This window comes from Micromonospora sp. WMMD710 (assembly GCF_029626045.1).
Classification (GTDB): domain Bacteria; phylum Actinomycetota; class Actinomycetes; order Mycobacteriales; family Micromonosporaceae; genus Micromonospora.
The window spans coordinates 667,721-688,185 of sequence record NZ_JARUBD010000001.1 but is presented as its reverse complement, the minus strand read 5'-3'; the positions used below and the strand labels follow the sequence as shown (position 1 = coordinate 688,185).

The window sequence follows — 20,465 nt, the reverse complement described above, 5'->3', positions numbered from 1 at the left end:
CGAGATTGGGGTAAACCCTCACCCTCTACTAGAGGCTCACAGTTATGTCAACCACTGATCCTCTTCGGGGCAACGTAAGCGCCGCCGCGCGATGAGCCAAGGACCCGACCGGCGTGTCGCCGAGCGAGCGCGACTCGTCACGTCCGCAGCACGCTCCCGGGTCAGCGGAAGGTCACCACGTCCGGTGCGCTCACGTCGATCCGGTCGGTCTTCTCGCCGAGCAGTGCCGTGGCCACCCGGGCCTTGTCCGTACCCCGGGTCGCGTCACCCCAGACCACCGTCCGGTCCCCGCGCAGCCGCAGGCTGATCCGGGCCAGTCCCTCGACGGTCACGTCCACCAGCTCGGCGCGCAGCTGCGGGGTCAACGCGACAAGCACCTCCAACGCGGCACGGGTGTCCGGGTCACCGGCGGACGGCCGCGCCACCTTCACCAGCGGCAGCCCGCCGGGTCGGCGGGCCACCGTCTGGAAGGCCACCCCGCTCCGGTCGACAAGCGTGAACGCCTCCCCCTGCGGCACCACCGCCACCGGGGTCCGCTCGGTCACCCGCACCACCAAGGCGCCCGGCCAGTCCCGGGAGACCGTCGCCCGCTCCACCGGTGCCAGCTCGCCCACCCGGCGGGCGGCCACGGCCAGGTCCACCCGGGCCAGTGGCACCCCGTCGGCCACCCCGACCGCGTCGCGCACCTGCACCGGGGTGACCAGGGTGGCACCCTCCACCCGCACCTCGCGGACACCGAACAGCCCGGTGCCGAGCACCGTCCACGCGACCAGCCCGACCAGCGCCAACACCCCGGCGGCCACCGCCCACGGCAGCGCCGCGCGCATCCGGCGCTGCCGGGCACGCGCCATGAACCGGCGGGTCGACGGTGGCACCGCGTCACTGCCCGCACGGACCAGCTGCCACCGCCGCACCGGTCCGCGGCGGGGCGCGCCGCCGTCGCCGGCGGCGCTGGTCCGCCCCCGGGCCGGGCCGGGGCTCATCCGGCCGTGGGCGCCGCGCCGTCCGGTGCGGCGGCGCCACCGAGCGCCGCACCGTCGCCGCCGGTCGTGGCACCACCGGGCACCGGCTCACCGACGGGCGGGGTGGTCGCCACCGGATCGACCGTCGCGGTCGGCGAGGAGCCGCCGGTACGCGCCTCCAGGCCGGCCAGCAGCTCGTCGCCCATCAGCGAGATCGGCGGGGCGCCCATGGTCACCACCACGTCACCCGGTCGGGCCCGACGGACCACCTCGACCGGCGCGGCCTCCCACGAGTCCACGAAGACCTTCCGCTCGGCGGGCAGCGCCACCGCCTCGATCAACGCAGCCGAACCCTCCCCGGGCTGACGCAGCTCACCCGGCCCGAAGACCTCCAGCAGCACCACCTCGTCGGCGATGGCCAGCGCCTCGGCGATCTCCGCCTGCGAGTCGCGGGTCCGGTACAGCCGGTACGGCTGGAAGACGACGATCAGCCGCCCGTCCCCGGCCACCTCGCGCAGCGTCTGCAACGCCAGCGTCATCGAGGTCGGGTGGTACGCGTACTCGTCGTAGACCAGCACGCCGTCCGCGACACCCTTGCGCTCGAAACGCCGCCGCACGCCGGGGAACACCGCCAGCGCGGCCTCCGCCGCCTCCAGCGGCAGATCCAGCAGGTACGTGGCCAGCACCGCGGAGGCGCTGTTCAGCCCCATGTGCCGCCCCGGCACCGGCAGCCGGAACTCGCCCAGCGACCGGCCGTCGATCGTGGCCAGGTAGCGCACCCCGCGCGCCGAGGAGGAGATCTCGCTCAGCCGCAGGTCGGCGTCGGCCGCCTCGCCGTACGTGTACACCCGCCGGCCCTCGGCGCGCAGCGTGTCGGCCAGCCGGCGACCACCCGCGTCGTCGGCGCAGGTGATGATGAACCCGTCCGGGTCGGTGAGCCGGGCGAACTCGACGAACGCCGCCTCCAGCGTCGCGTAGTCGCCGTAGGTGTTCAGGTGGTCCGCCTCGACGTTCGTGATGATCGAGACGAACGGGCGGTAGATGAGGAACGAGCGGTCGCTCTCGTCCGCCTCGACCACGAAGTACTCGCCGGTGCCGTGGTGGGCGCCCGAGCCGACCTCGGAGATCTCCCCGCCGATCACGAACGACGGGTCCACACCGGCCTGCTGGAGCACCATGGTCACCATCGAGGTGGTGGTGGTCTTGCCGTGGGTGCCGGCGACCGCCACGGCCCGGCGGCCGGTCATCGCCGCGGCGAGGGCCTCCGAGCGGTGCAGCACCCGCAGACCGCGCCGCCGGGCCTCGACCAGCTCCAGGTGGTCCTGCGGAATGGCCGAGGAGTAGACGACCGTGTCCACACCGTCGAGGTTGGTCGCCTCGTGGCTCATGTGGATCGTCCCGCCCAGGGCCCGCAGGCCGGCCAGCGACGGCCAGTCGCGCAGCTCGCTGCCGGAGGTCGGGATGCCGCGGGTCAGGAAGAGCCGGGCCAGGCCGCTCATGCCCACCCCGCCCACCCCGATCAGGTGGATGGTGCCCAGATCCTCGGCGGTGAGCGTGCCGGCCGGGGTGAACTGCGCGGTCATCGGGCCACCGCCTCGAGAACGAAGGACCGCAGCGCCTCGTCACCGTCACGCCGCCCGTACGCCGCCGCCGACGCGCCCATCGCGTACAGCCGCTGCGGGTCGCGGATCAGCGGGATGACGGTGCGCTCCAGCCAGTCCGGTGTGAGTTCCGCGTCGTCGACGAGCACCCCGCCGCCGGCCTCCACCACGGGCAGCGCGTTGCGCCTCTGCTCCTGGTTGCTGTGCGGGTACGGCACGTAGATGGTGGGCAGGCCGATCGCGGCCACCTCGGCGACGGTCATCGCCCCGCCCCGGGCCAGCATCAGGTCGGCGGCCGCGTAGCCCAGCTCCATCTCGGACAGGTAGGGCAGCGTCACGTACGGCACCGGCAGGTCGGTGGGGATCGGCACCGGTTCGTTGCGGGCGCCCATCACGTGCAGCACCTGCACGCCGTTGCGGGCCAGTTCCTTCGCCGCGCCGGACACCGCCAGGTTGATCGAGCGGGCGCCGGACGAGCCACCGGCGACGAAGAGCACCGGCAGGTCGGGGCGCAGCCCGAAGTGCGCGCGGGCGGCGTTGCGCAGCGCGTACCGGTCGAGGCTGGCGATGCTGCGGCGCAGCGGCACACCGACCACGGTGGCGTCGCGCAGCGACTCGGCCTGGCTCGGCTGGTGCGGGAAGCCGACCGCGATGTTCTTGGTGAACTTCATGCCGAGGCGGTTGGCGACGCCCGGCGGCACGTTCACCTCGTGGATCACCATGGGCAGTTCCCGACGCCACGCGGCCAGGTAGGCCGGCACCGAGACGTACCCGCCGAAGCCGACCACCGCGTCGGCGCGTACCTCGTCGATCACCTTGCCCGCCGCGCGGGCCGCGGTCCACATCCGGCCCGGGGTACGGACCAGGTTCATGTTCACCGACCGGGGCAGCTGGTACGCCGGGATCTGCCGCAGGTCGTAGCCGTGCGGCGGGATCAGCTCGTTCTCCATGCCCTTCGGTGTACCGAGGCAGGTGATCCGGACGCCGGGGTCGTGTCGGCGCAGGCAGTCGGCGAAGGCGAGCAGCGGGTAGATGTGCCCCCCGGTGCCACCTCCCGCGAGCACCACCGAACGCAGCGGACCCATCAGCGTCTCCTCTCGCTCGCCGTACCTCCGGGAGCCCGGCCCTGCCGGACGCCGCGTGGTGCGGCCTGGTCGTCCTGGCGCCGCTCACGGGACCGGGGCACGGACCCTCGGCCGGCGGTCGACGACGCCGGTCGGCGACGCCGGCCGGGAAGCGGCGGCAACGGGGCCCAGAGTAGTCGGACCCACCGGGCCGGCGGACGGGCATGCAGTGCTCTGGCCGCATCGGGTTCGGCGCGAGCGAAGGATGCCAGCATGCCGATCGCGGCCAGCGTCACGACCAGGGCACTTCCGCCGTCGGAGATGAACGGCAGCGGCAGGCCGGTGATCGGCAGCAGGCCGACCACCCCACCGATGTTGATCACCGCCTGGCTGACCAGCCAGGTGGTGACCGCGGCGGCGGCGAGGCGCCGGAACGGGTCGTCGACCCGCCGGGCGATCCGCAGCCCGGTGTACGCGAGGACCGCGAAGAGGGCGAGCACCACGGCGCAGCCGATCACGCCCAGCTCCTCCGAGATGATCGCGAAGATGAAGTCGTTGTGCGCCTCGGGCAGCCAGTCCCACTTGAGGCTGCCCTTGCCCAGCCCGACGCCGAACCAGCCGCCGTGCTCGATGGCCAGCCGACCCTGGTAGAACTGGAGACAGCCGTCGAGTTTGCACGTCTCGGGGTCGGGTGGGTCGAAGAACATGGCCAGCCGGGCGAAGCGGTAGTTCTCCTCGCCGCGCTCGCCGGAGCCGGCGCCCAGCGACGCCACCGCGACGAGCAGCCCGATACCGGCCAGCCCGGCCGCCGCCAGGGCACCGAAGACCCGCATCCGCACCCCGGCGGCCCAGAGCAGGCCGACCACCAGGGCCAGCAGGCAGAGCATCGTGCCCGTGTCGTTGTAGCCGACCAGGACGAAGAGCAGGCCCACGACCGGAAAGAGCGGCGTGGCCAGCTCCCGCCACCAGCCCAGCGCGGCGCCCTTGCGGGCGATGACGTGCGAGCCCCACAGCACCAGCGCGAACTTGGCCAGCTCGGAGGGCTGCACCTGGATCCCGCCGACGAACAGCCAGTTCAGCCGCGCCTCCACCGGCCCGAAGACGACCGTCCGCTGACGGGTGAGCCGGCCGTAGGCGACCAGGAGGTTGAGCAGCAGCAGCAGCGCCACCGACGTGAACAGCAGCGGCCGGCCCAGCGACCGGTAGGTGCTGGCGGGCAGTCGCTGGCAGGCCCAGAACGCCCCGATGCCGATCACCGCGAAGATGGCCTGCTTGGTCAGCGAGGCCGACGCGTTGCCGTCCTCGGCGTAGTCCTTCACGCTGGTCGCCGAGAAGACCATGGTCAGCCCGATCAGCAGCAGCAGGCCGGCGCTGGACAGCAGCAGGTAGTAGGAGGCCAGCGGCCGGTCCAGCAGGCCGCGCAGCGCGACCAACCCGCCGCTCGCGTCCAGCCCGCGCAGCGGTGCGGGCGCGGCGCCCTCCGGCGCGCGCGGTGCCGCGCCCGGCTCCGGGCCCCGCGCGTCGCCCGGTGGCCCCGCGGCCTCCGCGGCGCGAGTCGTGCCCGGTGACCGTCGCGGCCGACCGGATGTCCTGTCCTCGGTGCCTGGTTCCTCCCCCACCCGGACATCATCACCGCTCGGCACGCCCGAGTGGCCCACAACGATGCACCGGGCGTGTCGGGCTTCGCCGCCTCGGGTAGGGCACCTCGGACCCTTTGCGCTCGACCACCCGGACCGGCCGACCGGCCGGTCGGCCGACCGGCCGACCGGCCGACCGGGCGACCGGCCGACCGGGCGACCGGGCAGGCTAACGGGCGGGTCAGGTCATGTTGGCGAGGAACTCGCTGTAGAACAGGCCCAACGCGATGGCCACGCCGATGCCGGCGATGATCCAGAAGCGGACCACGATGTTGACCTCGCTCCAGCCGGCCAGCTCGAAGTGGTGGTGCAGCGGCGACATCCGGAACACCCGTTTCCCGGTGGTCCGGAACGAGATGATCTGGATCACCAAGGACATCGTGACGATCACGAAGAGCCCGCCGATGATCGGCAGCAGCAGGATGGTTCGGGTAGACATCGCCATGCCGGCGATCAGGCCGCCCAGACCCAGCGCCCCCGTGTCACCCATGAAGATCCGCGCCGGCGAGGTGTTCCACCAGAGGAAACCCACACAGGCCCCGGCCGCGGCCCCGGCTATCAGCGCGATCTCCAACGGGTCGCGCACCTCGTAGCAGTACGGCTGCGTGTAGCTCGGGTCCGCGCACCAGTGCCGGTACTGCCAGAACGCGATCAGCGCGTACGCGGCGAGCACCATCACCGACGCGCCGGTGGCCAGCCCGTCCAGACCGTCGGTGAGGTTCACGCCGTTCGTCGCGGCCATCACCACGAAGATGAAGATGATCACCGCACCGATCTTGCTGACCTCCAGGGCGTCGATGTCCCGGATGAAGCTCAGCGTGCTGCTGCCCACCGTCTCGGTGTTGGTCTTCGCGCCCGTCGCGTCGGTCATCGTGCTCGGGAAGTACAGCGCCACCACGCCGAAGACCGCGCCGACCAGGATCTGACCGATCAGCTTGCCCCGCTTGTTCAGACCGGCGCTGTTGCGCTTGCGCACCTTGAGGAAATCGTCGAGGAAACCCACCGCGCCGGAGAAGACCATGAGCCCCAGCAGCACCAGCGCGGTGATGGTCGGCTCGACCTGGGCGATCTGCAGGTCCGGCAGAGTGGTCAACGCCAGGTGTCCGGCCACGTACGCGATCACCGTGGCCAGGATGAAGACCACGCCGCCCATCGTGGGCGTGCCCTTCTTGCCCTGGTGCATCGCGGGGCCCTCGGAGCGGATCGGCTGACCGGCCTTGAGCCGGGTGAACACCTTGATCGCGAGCGGGGTGCCGAACAACGAGACCAGGAAGGCCACCCCGACGGCGACGATGACCGCCCTCATCGGGTGGGCTCCTGACCGGTGTCGGCGCGCAGGGCGTCGGCCACCTCCCAGGTTCGGTAGCGGGAGCCCTTGACCAGGACGACATCACCCGGTCGTAGTTCGCCCCGCAGCACCTCGACGGCAGCCGCCTGATCGGTGAGCAGCACCGACTCTCCTCCCCAGTCACCTACTGATATGGCGCCCTCATGGATCGGCGCCGCCGGCTCGCCCACCACGAGCAGCCGGTCCACCCCCAGCTCGGCCGCGAGCCGGCCGGTCTGAGCGTGGCCGTCGTGCTCGTACGGGCCCAGCTCGGCCATGTAACCCAGCACCGCGACGGTACGCCGGCCCTGCCCGATGCTGGCCAGCGCCCGTAGCGCCACCGCCGTCGACGCCGGGTTCGCGTTGTACGAGTCGTCGATCACGGTCACCCCGTCCGGGCGGTCGAAGACGTCCATCCGCCGGGTGGAGACCAGCTGCAGCTCGCCGAGGGCCGTGGCCAGCTCGGCCAGCGGCATGCCCAGCTCGCGCGCCACCGCCGCCGCCGCGAGGGTGTTGCCGACCTGGTGCCGGCCGGTCACCCCGAGCCGCACCGGCGCCCGCCCCTCCGGCATGACCAGGGTGTACGACGCGCACCCCCGCTCGTCGAGCGTCACGTCCTCGGCCCGCACGTCGGCGTCCGCCGCCTCGCCGTAGCGGACCACCCGGGCCCGCGTACGGCTCGCCATCGCGTCCACCCGCGGGTCGTCGGCGTTCAGCACGGCCAGCCCGTCCGGTGGCAGCGCCTCGACCAGCTCGCCCTTGGCCTGGGCGATGGCCTCCTGCGAGCCGAACTCGCCGATGTGCGACGTGCCGACGTTGAGCACCACGGAGATCCGGGGCGGCACCAGCTCGCACAGGTAGCGCACGTGGCCGATCCCGCGCGCACCCTTCTCCATCACCAGGTAGCGGGTGTCCGGTCCGGCCCGCAGCGCCGTGTACGGGTGCCCCAGCTCGTTGTTGAACGAACCGGGCGGTGCCACCGTCGCGCCGAGCCGCGCGGTGAGCTGACCGATCAGATCCTTGGTGGTGGTCTTGCCGGACGAGCCGGTCACGCCGATCACGGTCAGCTCGGGCAGCCGGTCCACGGCCGCGCGGGCCAGCCGGCCCATCGCGGTCAACGCGTCGTCGACCAGCACCATCGGCACCCCGGGCACCTCGCGACTGCCGAGCACCGCCACCGCGCCGGCCTCGATCGCCGTCGCCGCGTAGTCGTGCCCGTCGACCTTCTCACCGGGGAAGGCCACGAAGAGCGACCCGGGCCCGACCTTGCGCGAGTCGAACTCCACGGTGCCCGTGACGGTGGCCGCCGAATCGGCGGCGACGAGCCGCCCGTCGACCGCCGCGGCCACCTCGGCCAGGCTGAGCGCGATCATCGCTGACCCGCCAGATCCCCGAAGCGGGCCCGCAGCGCGTCGGCCAGCTCCGTGCTGTCGTCGAACGGGAACACCTCGCCCGCCACCTCCTGGCCACGCTCGTGACCCTTGCCGAGCAGCGCGACCACGTCGCCGGGCTCGGCCAACCGGACCGCCTCGTCGATCGCCGCCCGGCGACCGGCCACCTCGATGATCCGGGCGGCCGCGCCGGCCCGGTACGCCCCCGCGAGCACCTCGGCGCGGATCTCCGCCGGGTCCTCGGTACGCGGGTTGTCGTCGGTCACCAGCACCACGTCGGCCCCCTGCGCCGCAGCGGCGCCCATCACCGGCCGTTTGCCCCGGTCCCGGTCCCCACCGGCGCCGATCACACAGATCAGCCGGCCGGCGCTCAGCTCCCGCAGGGCGGCCAGCGCCGCCACGATCGCGTCCGACTTGTGCGCGTAATCGACCACCCCGCGCACCGGCCCGGCGGCGTCGACCAGCTGCAACCGGCCGGGCACCCCGCCGCAGGCGGCCACGCCGTCGGCCGCGGTCACCGGATCCATCCCGGCGGCGACCAGCGTGGCGATGGCCAGCAGCGCGTTGGCCACGTTGTGCCGGCCCGGCAACGCCACCCCGGCGGACACCGCCACGCCGTCCGGGCCGTGCGCGGTGAACCGCTGCGCGTACCCCTCGCCGCCGACACCGTCGGCCCACCACGTCGCACTCGGGTCACCGGCCGCCGAGTAGGTGACCGTCGCCGGCTTGTACAGCGGCCGCAGCGCCGGGTCGTCGTGGTTGAGCACCTCGACGGCGCACCGGCCGTCGAAGAGCTGGGCCTTCGCCGCGAAGTAGTCGGCGCTGTCGGCGTGGAAGTCCAGGTGGTCGGAGCCGAAGTTGGTGTAGCCGCCGACGGCGAACCGGACACCGCCCACCCGGCCCATGGCCAGGGCGTGGCTGGAGACCTCCATGACCACGGCGGTCACCCCGCGCTCGCGGGCGGTGGCGAGCATGGCGTGCAGGTCGGTGGCCTCCGGCGTGGTCCGGACACTGTCGATCACCAGGTCGCCGAGGCGGGTCTCCACCGTCCCGATCAACCCGGTGGTGTGACCGGCGGCCCGCAGCCCCGACTCGACCAGGTAGGCGGTGGACGTCTTGCCGGCCGTGCCGGTCACACCGATCACCGTCAGGCCGGCGGTCGGGTCGCCGTACACGGCCGAGGCCAGCTCACCGAGCACCGCGCGCGGGTCGGGCACCACCAGAGCGGGCAGGCCGGTCCCCGCCGCCAGCTCCGCGCCCGCGGCGTCGGTCAGCAGCGCGACCGCGCCGGCCTCGGCGGCACCGGCGGCGAACTCCGCGCCGTGCCGGCGGGCGCCGGGCAGCGCCGCGTACAGGTCGCCGGGGCGGACCTCCTGGCTGGCGTGGGTCGCCCCGCTGACGACCACGTCGGCGGCGTCCCCCGGAAGATCGACGGCGAGCCGGACGGCGAGATCACCGAGCCGGACTCCGGTCACGGTACGTGGACGTGGATTGCCGGGCACGGCGTCAGACCCTACCCGGTCGTCCGGTTCCGGCCGCACAGCCGCCCCGGTGGTTCGTCGGCACTCACCGATGATGTCCCGCCGTCGCTGGTCAGCGCGGATAGACCACGAACTTGGGTGCCGAACCACCGGTGGAGGGCGGCACGCGGTAGTGACGCAGGGTGAACTGCATCATCTCGCGGAACGCCGGTCCGGTGATCGCCGCGCCTCCTCCGCCGGGCGCGTAGACGAAGACCGCGATCACGTATCGCGGCTTCTCCGCCGGCGCCATGCCGATGAAGGACTTCACCTCGCCGGGCTGCTTCTTGCCGTCCACCAACCGCCAGCCGGTGCCGGTCTTGCCGGCGACCCGGTAGCCCGGCACCGCGCCGGTCAGACCGGTAGCGTGCTCGACAGTGGTGACCGCCTCCAGCATGGTACGCAGCGCCGCCGCGTTCTGCGGGCTGAGCACCGACCGGGTCACCGGCGCGGGCGCGGGCGTGCGCTTGCCGTCCGGGCCGATCGTCTCCTTCACCAGGTGCGGCTGCACGTAGGTGCCGTCGTTGGCGATGGCGGCGTACGCGGCGGCCATCTGCAGCGGCGTGGCGTCGACGCTGTGCCCGATCGGCACCGACCCGTACGACGATCCGCTCCACTCGTCGGCCGGCAGCAGCCGGCCGCTGGCCTCGCCAGGCAGCCCCTCACCGGTGGGCTGGCCCAGCCCGAACCGCTTCTGGTAGTCGATCAACCGGTCCCGGCCGAGCCGGTCGGCGATCGTGATGGTGCCGACGTTCGACGAGTACGCGAGCATCCCCGGCACGCTCATCCGCCGACCGTTGGACGGGTGGGTGTCGGAGAACCAGGTGTCACCCTTCTTGATGCTGTTCGCGATGGGCAGCGTGGTGTCAGGAGTGATCACCCCCTCCTGCAACGCCGCGCCGTAGGTGATCGCCTTGTGCACCGAGCCGGGGTCGACCACGAAGCTCGTCGCGGCGTCCTCCCGGGCGACCGGGTCGCTCGGGACCGGCTTGGCCGCGTTGTAGGTGGGGTCGCTGGCCTGGGCCAGCACCTCGCCGGTGGGGACGTCGATGATCACCGCGGCGGCGGTGGCGCCCCGCTGCTGCGCCATCGCCGCGCTGAGGATCTGCTGCGTCTTGAACTGCAGGTCGCGGTCGATGGTGAGGCACAACGAGCTGCCCGGCTTGGCCGGGGTGGTCTTGCTGTAGCCGCCCGGGATCGGCGCGGCCAGGTCGCCGAGGCCGGCCTCGTACACCCGCCGGCCGTCCTGCCCGGCCAGCAGGTCGTCGTAGCGGGCCTCCAGCCCCTCCAGCCCGTCCATGTCCTGGCTGGTGAAACCGATCAGGTTGGCCGCCAGGTCGCCGCCGGGCACGTCCCGACGCTCATCCCGGTGCACCCAGATGCCAGGCAGTTCCAGCGCCTGCACCCGCTTGGCGGTCGAGATCTCCACCCCCCGGGCCAGGTACGCGAACCGGGACGAGACGCCACCCTCCAGTTTGCGGGGCTTCATCAGCTCGGCGAGCTTCGACGCCGGGATGCCGAGCAGTGGGGAGAGCACCCTCGCCGTGCCGGGCACGTCCTTGACCTCGGTCGGGTCGGCGGAGACGTACCGAGCCTCGACACTGCGTGCCAGCTCGGCGCCCGTCCGGTCGTAGATCGCGCCGCGCGGCGCGGGAAGCTCGACCGTGCGGGTCCGGTCCACGACGCCGCCGCCGGCGTACGCCGGGGTGTCCACGGCCTGCAGAAAGACGAGCCGCACGCCGATGACGGCGAACAGCGCCAGGGTCAGCGCGGTGCCCAGCCGCAGCCGCAGCCGCGGATCGGCGAGCTTCGGCGGACGCCGCGGCTTGCGCGCCGGCCGGCGGGCCGCCGGCCGGTCGGCGCGGCGCGGCGCGCGAGGGGTGGTCCGGCGACGCGGTGGCGGCTCGTCGCCGGCCGAACCCCGGGGGTTGCGTGGCGCGACGGTCCGCACGACCCCGCCGCGTCCGGCCGCCGGCGCGGCGCGCCGCCCGGCCTGCGCGGTGGCGGCCCGGCCACCGTCGAGCACCTGCAACGCCGGCCGGAACGGGTCGTTGGAGCGGGTGCTGCGGGGAGTACGCCGCTGCTCGGCGCCCCCGCCGCGGGTCGGCGCGGCGCGCTCCTCCCGGACGGTCCGGCCCCGAGGGGTGTACGCCCGGGCGCCGGAAATGCCGCCGATACCCGGCTCGTCGTTGCGCGACTCCCCGTCGACGGGGCCGGTGTCACGCGAAGAACCGCGCCGGGACCCGGTGGGGTTCCGGCGCGGTTCGTCCGACCGTGGTGGCACCGGTCAGCCTCCCGCGCCCTGGCTGGTCACCGACGGCTCGCCGGTCGCCGGCTTCGGCACCCCGAGGGGCAGCTTGCCGTCGGGCAGCCGGACGTACCCCGGCTCACCGGAGTCCACCAGACCCAGGCGACGCGCCTGGGCGGTCAGGTTCCCCGGCGCCTCGGCCTCGGCGATCTGCTTGTCGAGCTGCTGCTTCTCCAGGTCCAGTCGGGCCTGCTGCTGCTGCAGCTTCTCCAACCGGAAGGCGTTCTCGTTGATCTTGGTGTTGACCGCCAGGATGCCCAGCACCCCACCGACCACCAGCACCACGATCAGCGCCGCGAACGGCGCACGCGGCACCGACACGGGCGGCGGCGGCGCCACCCGCAGCCGGGGCGGACGGGCGCTCGCCGCGACGCCGGCCTTCTCGGCCGGACGCAGCGCGGCGGTGCCCTGGGTGGGGAACTCGCGCGCCCCCCGGGCGCGAGCCTCCCCCTGCCGATTCACTCGATCGATGCGTGGCGTACCGTTCCCCACGCGCGGAGCCCGCTCCGCCGCGGTCCGGCCCCCCGACCGCGGTGCGCGCTGCCCGCCGCCGGTGACGTCCCGGCGGTCGCGCTTGTCAATGTTCATGTCCCTCCCCCTCAACGTCCGTCCCTCTACGGTCACGGCGCCCCTGACCCCCCACGGATCAGGCGGACCCCGTGCCCGGTTGGTGCATTCCCTTCACCCGTCGGCGAGACCGTTCGCGGTCGGTCCGCCCCTGTTCTGTCGCGTTCGGGTCGAGTCGTTCCGCTGCCCGCAGCCGCACCGAGGCAGCGCGCGGGTTCGCGGCGACCTCCGCCTCCCCGGGAAGTTCGGCGCCCCGGCTGAGCAGCCGGAACGTCGGACCGGACCCGGGGAGCTCAACCGGGAGGTCGACCGGGCCCTTACTGCGGACCCGGTCCGCGAGCGCCGCCTTGGTGAGCCGGTCCTCCAACGAGTGGTAGGACAGGACCACCATGCGACCGCCCACGGTCAGTGCGTCGAGCGCGGACGGCAGCGCCGTCTCCAGCGCTGCCAGCTCTCTGTTTACCTCGATCCGTAAAGCCTGAAACGTTCTCTTTGCCGGGTGCCCGCCCGTTCGTCGGGCTGGTGCCGGAATGGAATCCCGGACCAGCTCCGCCAGCCGCGCGGACGAGGTGATCCGGGCGCGTTCCCGCTCCCGGATGATCGCCGAGGCGATCCGGCCGGCGAACTTCTCCTCGCCGTAGACCCGCAGCACCCGGGCCAGGTCCGGATGCGCGTACGTGTTGACCACCTCCTCGGCGGTCACCCCCCGGGTCTGGTCCATCCGCATGTCCAGTGGCGCGTCCTGGGCGTAGGCGAACCCGCGGTCGGGCGCGTCCAGTTGCAGCGACGACACCCCGAGGTCGAACAGGATCCCGTCGATACCCGGATAGCCCAACCGCACCAGCACCTCGGGCAGCTCGTCGTAGACGGCGTGCTCCAGGTGCACCCGATCGGCGAACCGGGCCAGCCGGACCCGTGCGTGGGCGAGGGCCTCGGTGTCCCGGTCGAGCCCGATGAGGACCGTCTCCGGGTGCGCCTCGAGCACCGCCTCCGCGTGCCCGGCCAGGCCGAGCGTGGCGTCGACGTGCACCGTCCGGCCGCCTCGACCCAGCGCGGGGGCCAGCAGCTCGAGACACCGCTCGAGCAGCACCGGCACGTGCGTGCCGCGCAACTCCCCCATGTCGACCCCCACTGGTTGAAACGTCCGTTCTTGTCGTGCGCCTGCCGTGGCGACGGCGCTGCCGTCGTACCGCCAGATCCCCATCCGCTCCCGCCCGGCACCGGGTTCCGCCCGATGACTGGATCGTGCGCCTGGCACCGGGGAAGGGATGCCAGGAACTCGAAAGCGGCTGGAGATCTCGCAGTACGTCGGGCGCCGTTTCCGCCCTACAGACCGCCGGGCAGCACCCCCTCCTCGATGTCGGCGAAGTCGTCTTCGCTCTCGGCGAGGTAGGTCTCCCAGGCGACCTTGTCCCAGATCTCCACCCGCGTGCTCGCGCCGATCACCACGAGGTCGCGGTCCAGCGCGGCATACTCCCGCAGGTGGGCCGGGATCGTCACCCGACCCTGCTTGTCCGGAACCTCGTCGTGCGCGCTGGCGAAGAAGACCCGGCTGTAGGCCCGGGCCGCCTTGTGCGTCATCGGCTGCGCGCGCAACTGCTCCGCGATCCGCTGGAACTCGGGCGTCGGGAAGACGTAGAGGCAGCGCTCCTGCCCTTTGGTGACCACGACCCCCCCCGCCAGCTCATCCCGGAACTTGGCCGGAAGGATCAACCGGCCCTTTTCGTCCAGGCGTGGAGTGTGGGTGCCGAGAAACATCGGCCCTACCCCCTCGCCCCTGAGCGGCGTTCGCGGCGCCGCTGACCCCCCGGGCCGGTGAGCCCTCCCGGCCTCACCATTGATCCCCACTCTACTCCACTTCCCTCCACCTGCAACCAGATTCGCCCGCGTGGCGTGCCCAGTCCGGGGGCAAAACCGCACGTCACACGGGGTGGAGCGCAGTGGAGGGCCGCGACGCCCCTCCGGCGTGGTCCGCTTTCCGACATAGATCGACTCCGTCCGGCGGACGCCGACCCGGCCACCCGCGCACCTGCCACGGCCGAACGGTTCACCGTCGGCGGCGATCTGGTGAGGCGGGCGGTCCGGTAACCTCGCTCGCGTGACGGACGCGAAAATGCCCCTACGGGCCAAGGTGGCCAGCTCCGTGTCACGGACCGCCGCGGCGCTCTCCCGGGCGGCCGGCCGTGGCGACGGTTCGGTGATCGGCGGGTGGATCGGGCTGAAGATCGACCCGGACCTGCTGGCCCACCTGTCGGCCGGGCGCGCGATCGCGCTCGTCTCCGGCACCAACGGCAAGACCACCACCACACGCCTGACCGCCGCCGCGGTCGGCGTGCTCGGCCGGGTCGCCACCAACTCGTTCGGCGCCAACATGCCCACCGGGCACACCTCGGCGCTGGCCAAGGCCGGCAGCACCCCGTACGCGGCGCTGGAGGTCGACGAGCACTACCTCGCCCAGGTGCTGGAGGCGACCGAACCGCACGTGGTCGCCCTGCTGAACCTCTCCCGCGACCAGCTCGACCGCGCCAAGGAGGTCGCCATGATGGCGCAGCTCTGGCGTGCGGCGCTGGTCCGGCACACCGACGTGCGGGTGGTGGCCAACGCCGACGACCCGATGGTGGTCTGGGCGGCCACCCCGCCGGCCGACCCGGCCCGGGGCATCAACCCGCCGCACGTGACCTGGTTCAGCGCGGGCCAACGCTGGCACGACGACTCCTGGGTCTGCCCCGAGTGCGGCTCCACCATCCAGCGCTCCGGCGAGCAGTGGTGGTGCACCGGCTGCCCGCTGCGCCGACCGGAACCGCAGTGGGTCGTCGAGGACGAGGGCGTGCTCGACCCCACCGGCGCCTGGCACAAGGTCTCCCTCCAGCTCCCCGGCAAGGTCAACCTCGGCAACGCGGCGACCGCGCTGGCCGTGGCCGCCGAGTTCGGCGTCCGTCCGGTCGACGCCGTGTCCCGCCTCGGCATCGTCACCTCGGTGGCGGGCCGCTACGCGCAGGTCGACAAGGACGGGCGCAACATCCGGCTGCTGCTGGCCAAGAACCCGGCCAGCTGGCTGGAGGCGTTCGACATGGCCGACGAGGCGCCGACCCTGCTCTCCATCAACGCGCGCGACCCCGACGGGCTGGACACCTCCTGGCTCTTCGACGTCGACTTCGCGCCGCTGCGCGGACGGCAGGTGCTGATCACCGGCGACCGGGCGTACGACCTGGCGGTCCGGCTGGACGTCAACGACGTACCGTTCCAGCACGTCCGCACCTTCGACGACGCGATCCGGTCGGTCCCGCCCGGGCGGCTGGAGGTCATCGCGAACTACACCGCGTTCCAGGACATCCGAGCGGAGTTGGACCGTGTCAACTGAGAGCCTGCGCATCGTCTGGATCTACCCCGACCTGCTCTCCACCTACGGCGACCGGGGCAACGCGCTGATCCTCGCCCGTCGGGCGCGCCAGCGCGGCATGCCGGTCGAGGTGCTGGAGGTCCGCTCCGACCAGCAGCTGCCCGCGACGGCCGACATCTACCTGGTCGGCGGCGGCGAGGACGGCCCGCAGGCGCTCGGCGCGCAGCGGCTCATCGCCGACGGCGGGCTGCACCGGGCGGTGGCCCAGGGTTCGGTGGTGTTCGGCGTCTGCGCCGGTTACCAGCTGCTTGGCACCTCCTTCTTCGCCAAGGGTGTGCAGTGCCGCGGCCTGGAGTTGCTCGACCTGCGATCCGACCGGGGCGAGAGCCGGGCCGTCGGCGAGCTGGCCGGTGAGATCGACCCGCGGCTGGGCCTGCCCGCGCTGACCGGCTTCGAGAACCACGGTGGCCGTACCCACCTCGGCCCGGAGGTCTCCCCGCTGGCCCGGGTCACCGCCGGGATCGGCAACGACGGCGCCACCGAGGGCGCCTGGCGCGGCAAGCTGCTCGGCACGTATTCGCACGGTCCCGCGCTGGCCCGCAACCCCGCCCTGGCCGACCTGCTGCTGCGCTGGGCCACCGGGGCGCACCAGCTCCCGCCGCTGGACGACACCTGGTCCGACCGGCTCCGCACCGAGCGCCGCGCCGCAGTGGCCGCCGCCCGGGCATGATCCGCGCCGTCCGGCGGCTGCTCCGGCAACCGTCGGCCGCCCGGTTCGCCCTGCTCGTCCTGCTGATCGGCTGCTGCGGGCTGCTGCTGCTCCTGGTGCCCCGACCGGACCCGGCACAGCTGCCGATGCTGGCCGACCAGGTGGGCGACCTCGCCCCGGTGGCGGCGATCCTCGGCGGGGCGCTGCTGCTGGTGGCGCTGGTCCCGCGGACCTTCATCACCCTCGCCGCCGGCGCGATCTTCGGCCCCCTGGAGGGCGCCGCGTACGCCCTGGGTGCCGCGTTGGTGGCGGCGGCGATCGGGTTCACGGTCGGCCGGCTGCTCGGCCGGGAGTTCGTCGCCGAGCGGGTGCGCGGCCGGTTGGCCCGCCTCGACGGCTGGTTCGCCCGGCAGAGCGTGCTCGGCGTGGTCACCGTCCGGTTGCTGCCGATCGCCGGCTTCGGGCTGGTCAGCTACGGCTACGGCACGACCGGTGCGCGCATCCTGCCGTTCCTGGCCGGCAGCGTCATCGCCTCCGCGCCGACCGCGTTCGGCTACGCCGCGATCGGCGCGGCCGTCAGCTCCCCGGGCCACGTCAACTGGTACGCGGCCGCCCCCGCCAGCCTCGGCCTGATCGCCAGCGTGGTGCTGGTCCACCGCTGGTGGCGCGCCGAGCGGCGGCGTCGCCGCACCATGCCGGTGTGACCTGGCCGAACCGACCCGTCCCGCCCAGGAGCCGCTCACCGGCGGCTTCGTCGCCGACGTGGTCCGGGTCGGTGACACGGTACGACGTACCCCGCCGGCCAACCTGGACTTCGTCGGCGCGCTGCTGCGTCACCTGGCCGAGGTGGGCGCGGACCTCGCGCCCCGCCACCTGGGTGTCGACGACCGTGGTGGACGTGATGCTCGACCAGACCTCCCGCCCTGCCGCGTCGATCATGGAGTTGTGGTGGGGGACAAACCCCGCAGATCGGGGTGAACCGGGCACCACAACTCCATGATCGACGGGCCAGGGGGACGGGGACCGGGACAGGAGTTACGCGACCACCGAGACCAGGCGGCCCTTCACCACGATGACCTTGCGGGGCTCCTTGCCGGCCAGGGCGGCGGCCACCGCGTCCAGGGCCGCCGCGCGGACGGTCTCCTCGGACGAGTCGGCGGGAACCTCGACGCGGCCACGGACCTTGCCGTTGACCTGCACCGGGTAGGTCACCGTGTCGGCCACCAGCAGCGCCGGGTCGGCGGTCGGGAAGTCCGCGTACGTCAGCGAGGTGTCGTGACCCAGCTTGCGCCACAGCTCCTCGGCCACGTGCGGGGCGAACGGCGCCACCATCAGCACCAGCGGCTCGGCCACCTCGCGGGGCGTCGCCGACAGCCGGGTCAACCCGTTGGTCAGCTCGATCAGCTTGGCGATGGCGGTGTTGAACCGGATGCCGTCCATGTCGCCACGGACCCCGTCGATGACCTTGTGCAGCAGCCGGCGGGTCGCCTCGTCGGCCGGGTCCTCGGTGACCCGCAGCGCGCCGGTCTGCTCGTCGACGACGGCCCGCCAGACCCGCTGCAGGAACCGGTACGACCCGACGACCGCCCGGGTCTCCCAGGGGCGGGACACCTCCAGCGGACCCATCGACATCTCGTACACCCGGAAGGTGTCGGCGCCGTACGCGGCGCACATGTCGTCGGGCGTCACCACGTTCTTCAGCGACTTGCCCATCTTGCCGTACTCGCGGTTGACCGCCAGGTCGCCCAGGTAGTAGGCGCCGTCGCGCTCGACGACCTCCTCGGCCTGCACGTAGCTGCCGCGCGAGTCGGTGTACGCGTACGCCTGGATCATGCCCTGGTTGAACAGCTTGCGGAACGGCTCGAACGACGACACGTGCCCCAGGTCGTACAGCACCTTGTGCCAGAACCGCGCGTACAGCAGGTGCAGCACGGCGTGCTCGGCGCCGCCGACGTACAGGTCGGTGCCCCCGCAGTCACCCTCGCCGCGCGGACCCATCCAGTACCGCTCGTTCTCCGCGTCGACGAACCGTCCGCTGTTGGTCGGGTCCAGGTAACGCAGCTCGTACCAGCAGGAACCGGCCCACTGCGGCATCACGTTGGTCTCGCGGGTGTAGCGCTTCGGCCCGTCGCCCAGGTTTAGTTCCACCTCGACCCAGTCGCGCCGCCGCGACAGCGGGGTCTCCGGGTTGGAGTCCGCGTCGTTCGGGTCGAACGTCTTCGGGGAGAAGTCGTCGACCTCCGGCAGCTCGACCGGCAGCATCTCCTCCGGCAGGGCGATGGCCGCGCCGGTGGAGTCGTAGACGATCGGAAACGGCTCACCCCAGTACCGCTGCCGGGAGAACAGCCAGTCACGCAGCCGGTAGGTCACCGCGCCGGTGCCGTGCCCGTTCGCCTCCAGCCAGGAGATGATCGCCGCCTTGGCGTCGGCGACCCCCAGGCCGTTCAGGTCCAGGCCGCGCTCGGGCGCGGCGCTGTTGATCGCCGGGCCGTCCCCGGTGTACGCCGTGCCGTCGAAGCCCTCCGACGGCTGCACGGTGCGCACGATGGGCAGCTCGAACACCTCGGCGAACGCCCAGTCCCGCTCATCCTGCGCCGGCACCGCCATGATCGCGCCGGTGCCGTAGCCGGCCAGCACGTAGTCGGCGATGAAGATCGGGATCTGCCCGCCGGTGACCGGGTTGGTGGCGTACGCGCCGATGAAGACGCCGGTCTTCTCCTTGCTGTCGGACTGCCGCTCGACGTCGGTCTTGGCCGCCGCCGCCTTGCGGTACGCCTCGACGGCCGCCCGGGGGCTGGCGTGCCCGCCGGTCCAGGCGTCCCGCGTGCCGTCCGGCCAGGCCGCCGGCACCAGCGCGTCGACCAGCTCGTGCTCGGGCGCCAGCACCATGTAGGTGGCCCCGAAGACGGTGTCCGGGCGAGTGGTGAACACCCGGACCGGCTCCAGCGCGGTCGGGAAGTCGATGTGCGCGCCCTGGGATCGTCCGATCCAGTTGCGCTGCATGTGCTTGATCGGCTCAGGCCAGTCCAGGCTGTCCAGGTCGTCCAGCAGGCGGTCGCCGTACGCGGTGATCCGCATCATCCACTGCTTCAGGTTGCGCTTGAAGACCGGGAAGTTGCCCCGCTCGGAGCGGCCGTCGGCGGTGACCTCCTCGTTGGCCAGCACGGTGCCCAGACCGGGGCACCAGTTGACCGGGGCCTGCGAGACGTACGCCAGCCGGTGGTCGTCGACGACCCCGCGGCGCTCGGCGGCGCTCAGCTCGGCCCAGGCGCGGCCATCGGGGGTGGGCCGGTTGCCGCCCTCGAACTCGGCGATCAGCTCGGCGATGGGGCGGGCCCGGCCGGCGTCGCGGTCGTACCAGGAGTTGAAGATCTGCAGGAAGATCCACTGGGTCCAGCGGTAGAAGTCGGTGTCGATGGTCGCCACCGAGCGACGCTCGTCGTGCGCCAGCCCCAGCCGACGCAGCTGCGTCTTGTACCGCTCGATGTTCGCGACCGTGGTGGTCCGCGGGTGGGTGCCGGTCTGCACCGCGTACTGCTCGGCGGGCAGGCCGAACGCGTCGAAGCCCATCGCGTGCAGCACGTTGCGCCCGGCCATCCGCTGGTAGCGGGCGTAGCAGTCGGTGCCGATGTAGCCCAGCGGGTGGCCCACGTGCAGGCCGGCGCCCGACGGGTACGGGAACATGTCCAGCACGTACAGCTTCTCCGCGCCGGCGCGGGGGTGCGTCGGATCGGCCAGCGGGCCGGTCGGGTTCGGTGCGTGGAAGGTGCCCTCGCGCGCCCAGGTGTCCTGCCAACGATTCTCGATCTCGTCGGCCAGGGCCGCGGTGTACCGGAACGGGGGAATGTCGCCCGCCGGTGCGGCTGCCTCACTCATCGTCTCTCCTCGCTTCGCTTCGCTTCATCTCGGCGTCACCGGGCCGGGCCGGTCGTCTCGGCACCGCCGGACGGGCCGGCGGAGGGCACAAAAAAGCCCCTCGCGCAGGAGGGGCCGCCGTGCTGTCACGCGTTCAGCGCATCAGCACGGCCCGGTAAGAAGC

Annotated in this window: 15 protein-coding genes; 3 read left to right on the top strand and 12 right to left on the bottom strand. The window is 72.9% G+C overall.

Annotation, left to right across the window (positions count from 1 at the left end; translation table 11 throughout):
- Positions 1-161: 161 nt before the first annotated feature.
- The 11 genes from O7620_RS03280 to mraZ form a co-directional block, all read right to left on the bottom strand.
- Entirely contained in the window at positions 162-983 is an 822-nt protein-coding gene (locus O7620_RS03280) for an FtsQ-type POTRA domain-containing protein (RefSeq protein ID WP_278121815.1), read from the bottom strand.
- Entirely contained in the window at positions 980-2,545 is a 1,566-nt protein-coding gene (gene murC, locus O7620_RS03275) for a UDP-N-acetylmuramate--L-alanine ligase (protein WP_278121814.1), read from the bottom strand. Before murC ends, O7620_RS03280 begins: the two co-directional genes overlap by 4 nt.
- The gene (murG, locus tag O7620_RS03270) at positions 2,542-3,648 is read right to left on the bottom strand and encodes an undecaprenyldiphospho-muramoylpentapeptide beta-N-acetylglucosaminyltransferase (protein ID WP_278121813.1); all 1,107 of its coding nucleotides are present in this window, start codon (positions 3,646-3,648) and stop codon (positions 2,542-2,544) included. Before murG ends, murC begins: the two co-directional genes overlap by 4 nt.
- Complete coding sequence (locus tag O7620_RS03265) at positions 3,648-5,087, bottom strand: putative peptidoglycan glycosyltransferase FtsW (RefSeq protein ID WP_151490905.1); 1,440 nt, start codon at positions 5,085-5,087, stop codon at positions 3,648-3,650. The genes murG and O7620_RS03265 overlap by 1 nt, the downstream gene beginning before the upstream one ends.
- Before the next feature lie 358 nt (positions 5,088-5,445).
- Entirely contained in the window at positions 5,446-6,570 is a 1,125-nt protein-coding gene (gene mraY / locus O7620_RS03260) for a phospho-N-acetylmuramoyl-pentapeptide-transferase (protein ID WP_151490901.1), read from the bottom strand.
- Complete coding sequence (gene murF, locus O7620_RS03255; RefSeq protein ID WP_278121812.1) at positions 6,567-7,964, bottom strand: UDP-N-acetylmuramoyl-tripeptide--D-alanyl-D-alanine ligase; 1,398 nt, start codon at positions 7,962-7,964, stop codon at positions 6,567-6,569. Before murF ends, mraY begins: the two co-directional genes overlap by 4 nt.
- A complete protein-coding gene (locus O7620_RS03250; protein ID WP_151490899.1) occupies positions 7,961-9,523 on the bottom strand; it encodes a UDP-N-acetylmuramoyl-L-alanyl-D-glutamate--2,6-diaminopimelate ligase in 1,563 nt (520 codons plus the stop codon). The genes murF and O7620_RS03250 overlap by 4 nt, the downstream gene beginning before the upstream one ends.
- Positions 9,524-9,575: 52 nt before the next feature.
- Entirely contained in the window at positions 9,576-11,786 is a 2,211-nt protein-coding gene (locus tag O7620_RS03245) for a penicillin-binding protein 2 (protein ID WP_278121811.1), read from the bottom strand.
- A gap of 3 nt (positions 11,787-11,789) precedes the next feature.
- Positions 11,790-12,398 (bottom strand): hypothetical protein, encoded by a 609-nt coding sequence (locus O7620_RS03240; RefSeq protein WP_278121810.1) that lies wholly within the window; start codon positions 12,396-12,398, stop codon positions 11,790-11,792.
- A 58-nt stretch (positions 12,399-12,456) separates the two neighbouring features.
- Positions 12,457-13,497, bottom strand: a complete 1,041-nt coding sequence (gene rsmH, locus O7620_RS03235; protein WP_278126841.1) for a 16S rRNA (cytosine(1402)-N(4))-methyltransferase RsmH — start codon at positions 13,495-13,497, stop codon at positions 12,457-12,459.
- Between the two features lie 206 nt (positions 13,498-13,703).
- Positions 13,704-14,135: a division/cell wall cluster transcriptional repressor MraZ gene (mraZ, locus tag O7620_RS03230; RefSeq protein WP_151490896.1), complete on the bottom strand. Its 432-nt coding sequence runs from the start codon at positions 14,133-14,135 to the stop codon at positions 13,704-13,706.
- 355 nt (positions 14,136-14,490) lie between these two features.
- On the opposite strand from mraZ, the gene O7620_RS03225 reads away from it, so the two are divergent.
- Genes O7620_RS03225 through O7620_RS03215 form a run of 3 tightly spaced genes read left to right on the top strand, consistent with a single transcriptional unit; the run spans position 14,491 to position 17,130 of the window.
- Entirely contained in the window at positions 14,491-15,738 is a 1,248-nt protein-coding gene (locus tag O7620_RS03225) for a MurT ligase domain-containing protein (RefSeq protein WP_278126839.1), read from the top strand.
- Positions 15,728-16,447 carry a glutamine amidotransferase gene (locus tag O7620_RS03220; protein ID WP_151490895.1) on the top strand — a complete coding sequence of 240 codons (720 nt, stop codon included), beginning with the start codon at positions 15,728-15,730 and terminating at the stop codon, positions 16,445-16,447. The genes O7620_RS03225 and O7620_RS03220 overlap by 11 nt, the downstream gene beginning before the upstream one ends.
- Positions 16,444-17,130, top strand: a complete 687-nt coding sequence (locus O7620_RS03215; protein ID WP_151490894.1) for a VTT domain-containing protein — start codon at positions 16,444-16,446, stop codon at positions 17,128-17,130. The genes O7620_RS03220 and O7620_RS03215 overlap by 4 nt, the downstream gene beginning before the upstream one ends.
- A gap of 331 nt (positions 17,131-17,461) precedes the next feature.
- Here the strand turns inward: O7620_RS03215 and leuS are convergent, their stop codons facing one another.
- Positions 17,462-20,302: a leucine--tRNA ligase gene (gene leuS / locus O7620_RS03210; protein ID WP_278121809.1), complete on the bottom strand. Its 2,841-nt coding sequence runs from the start codon at positions 20,300-20,302 to the stop codon at positions 17,462-17,464.
- Positions 20,303-20,465: the final 163 nt, after the last annotated feature.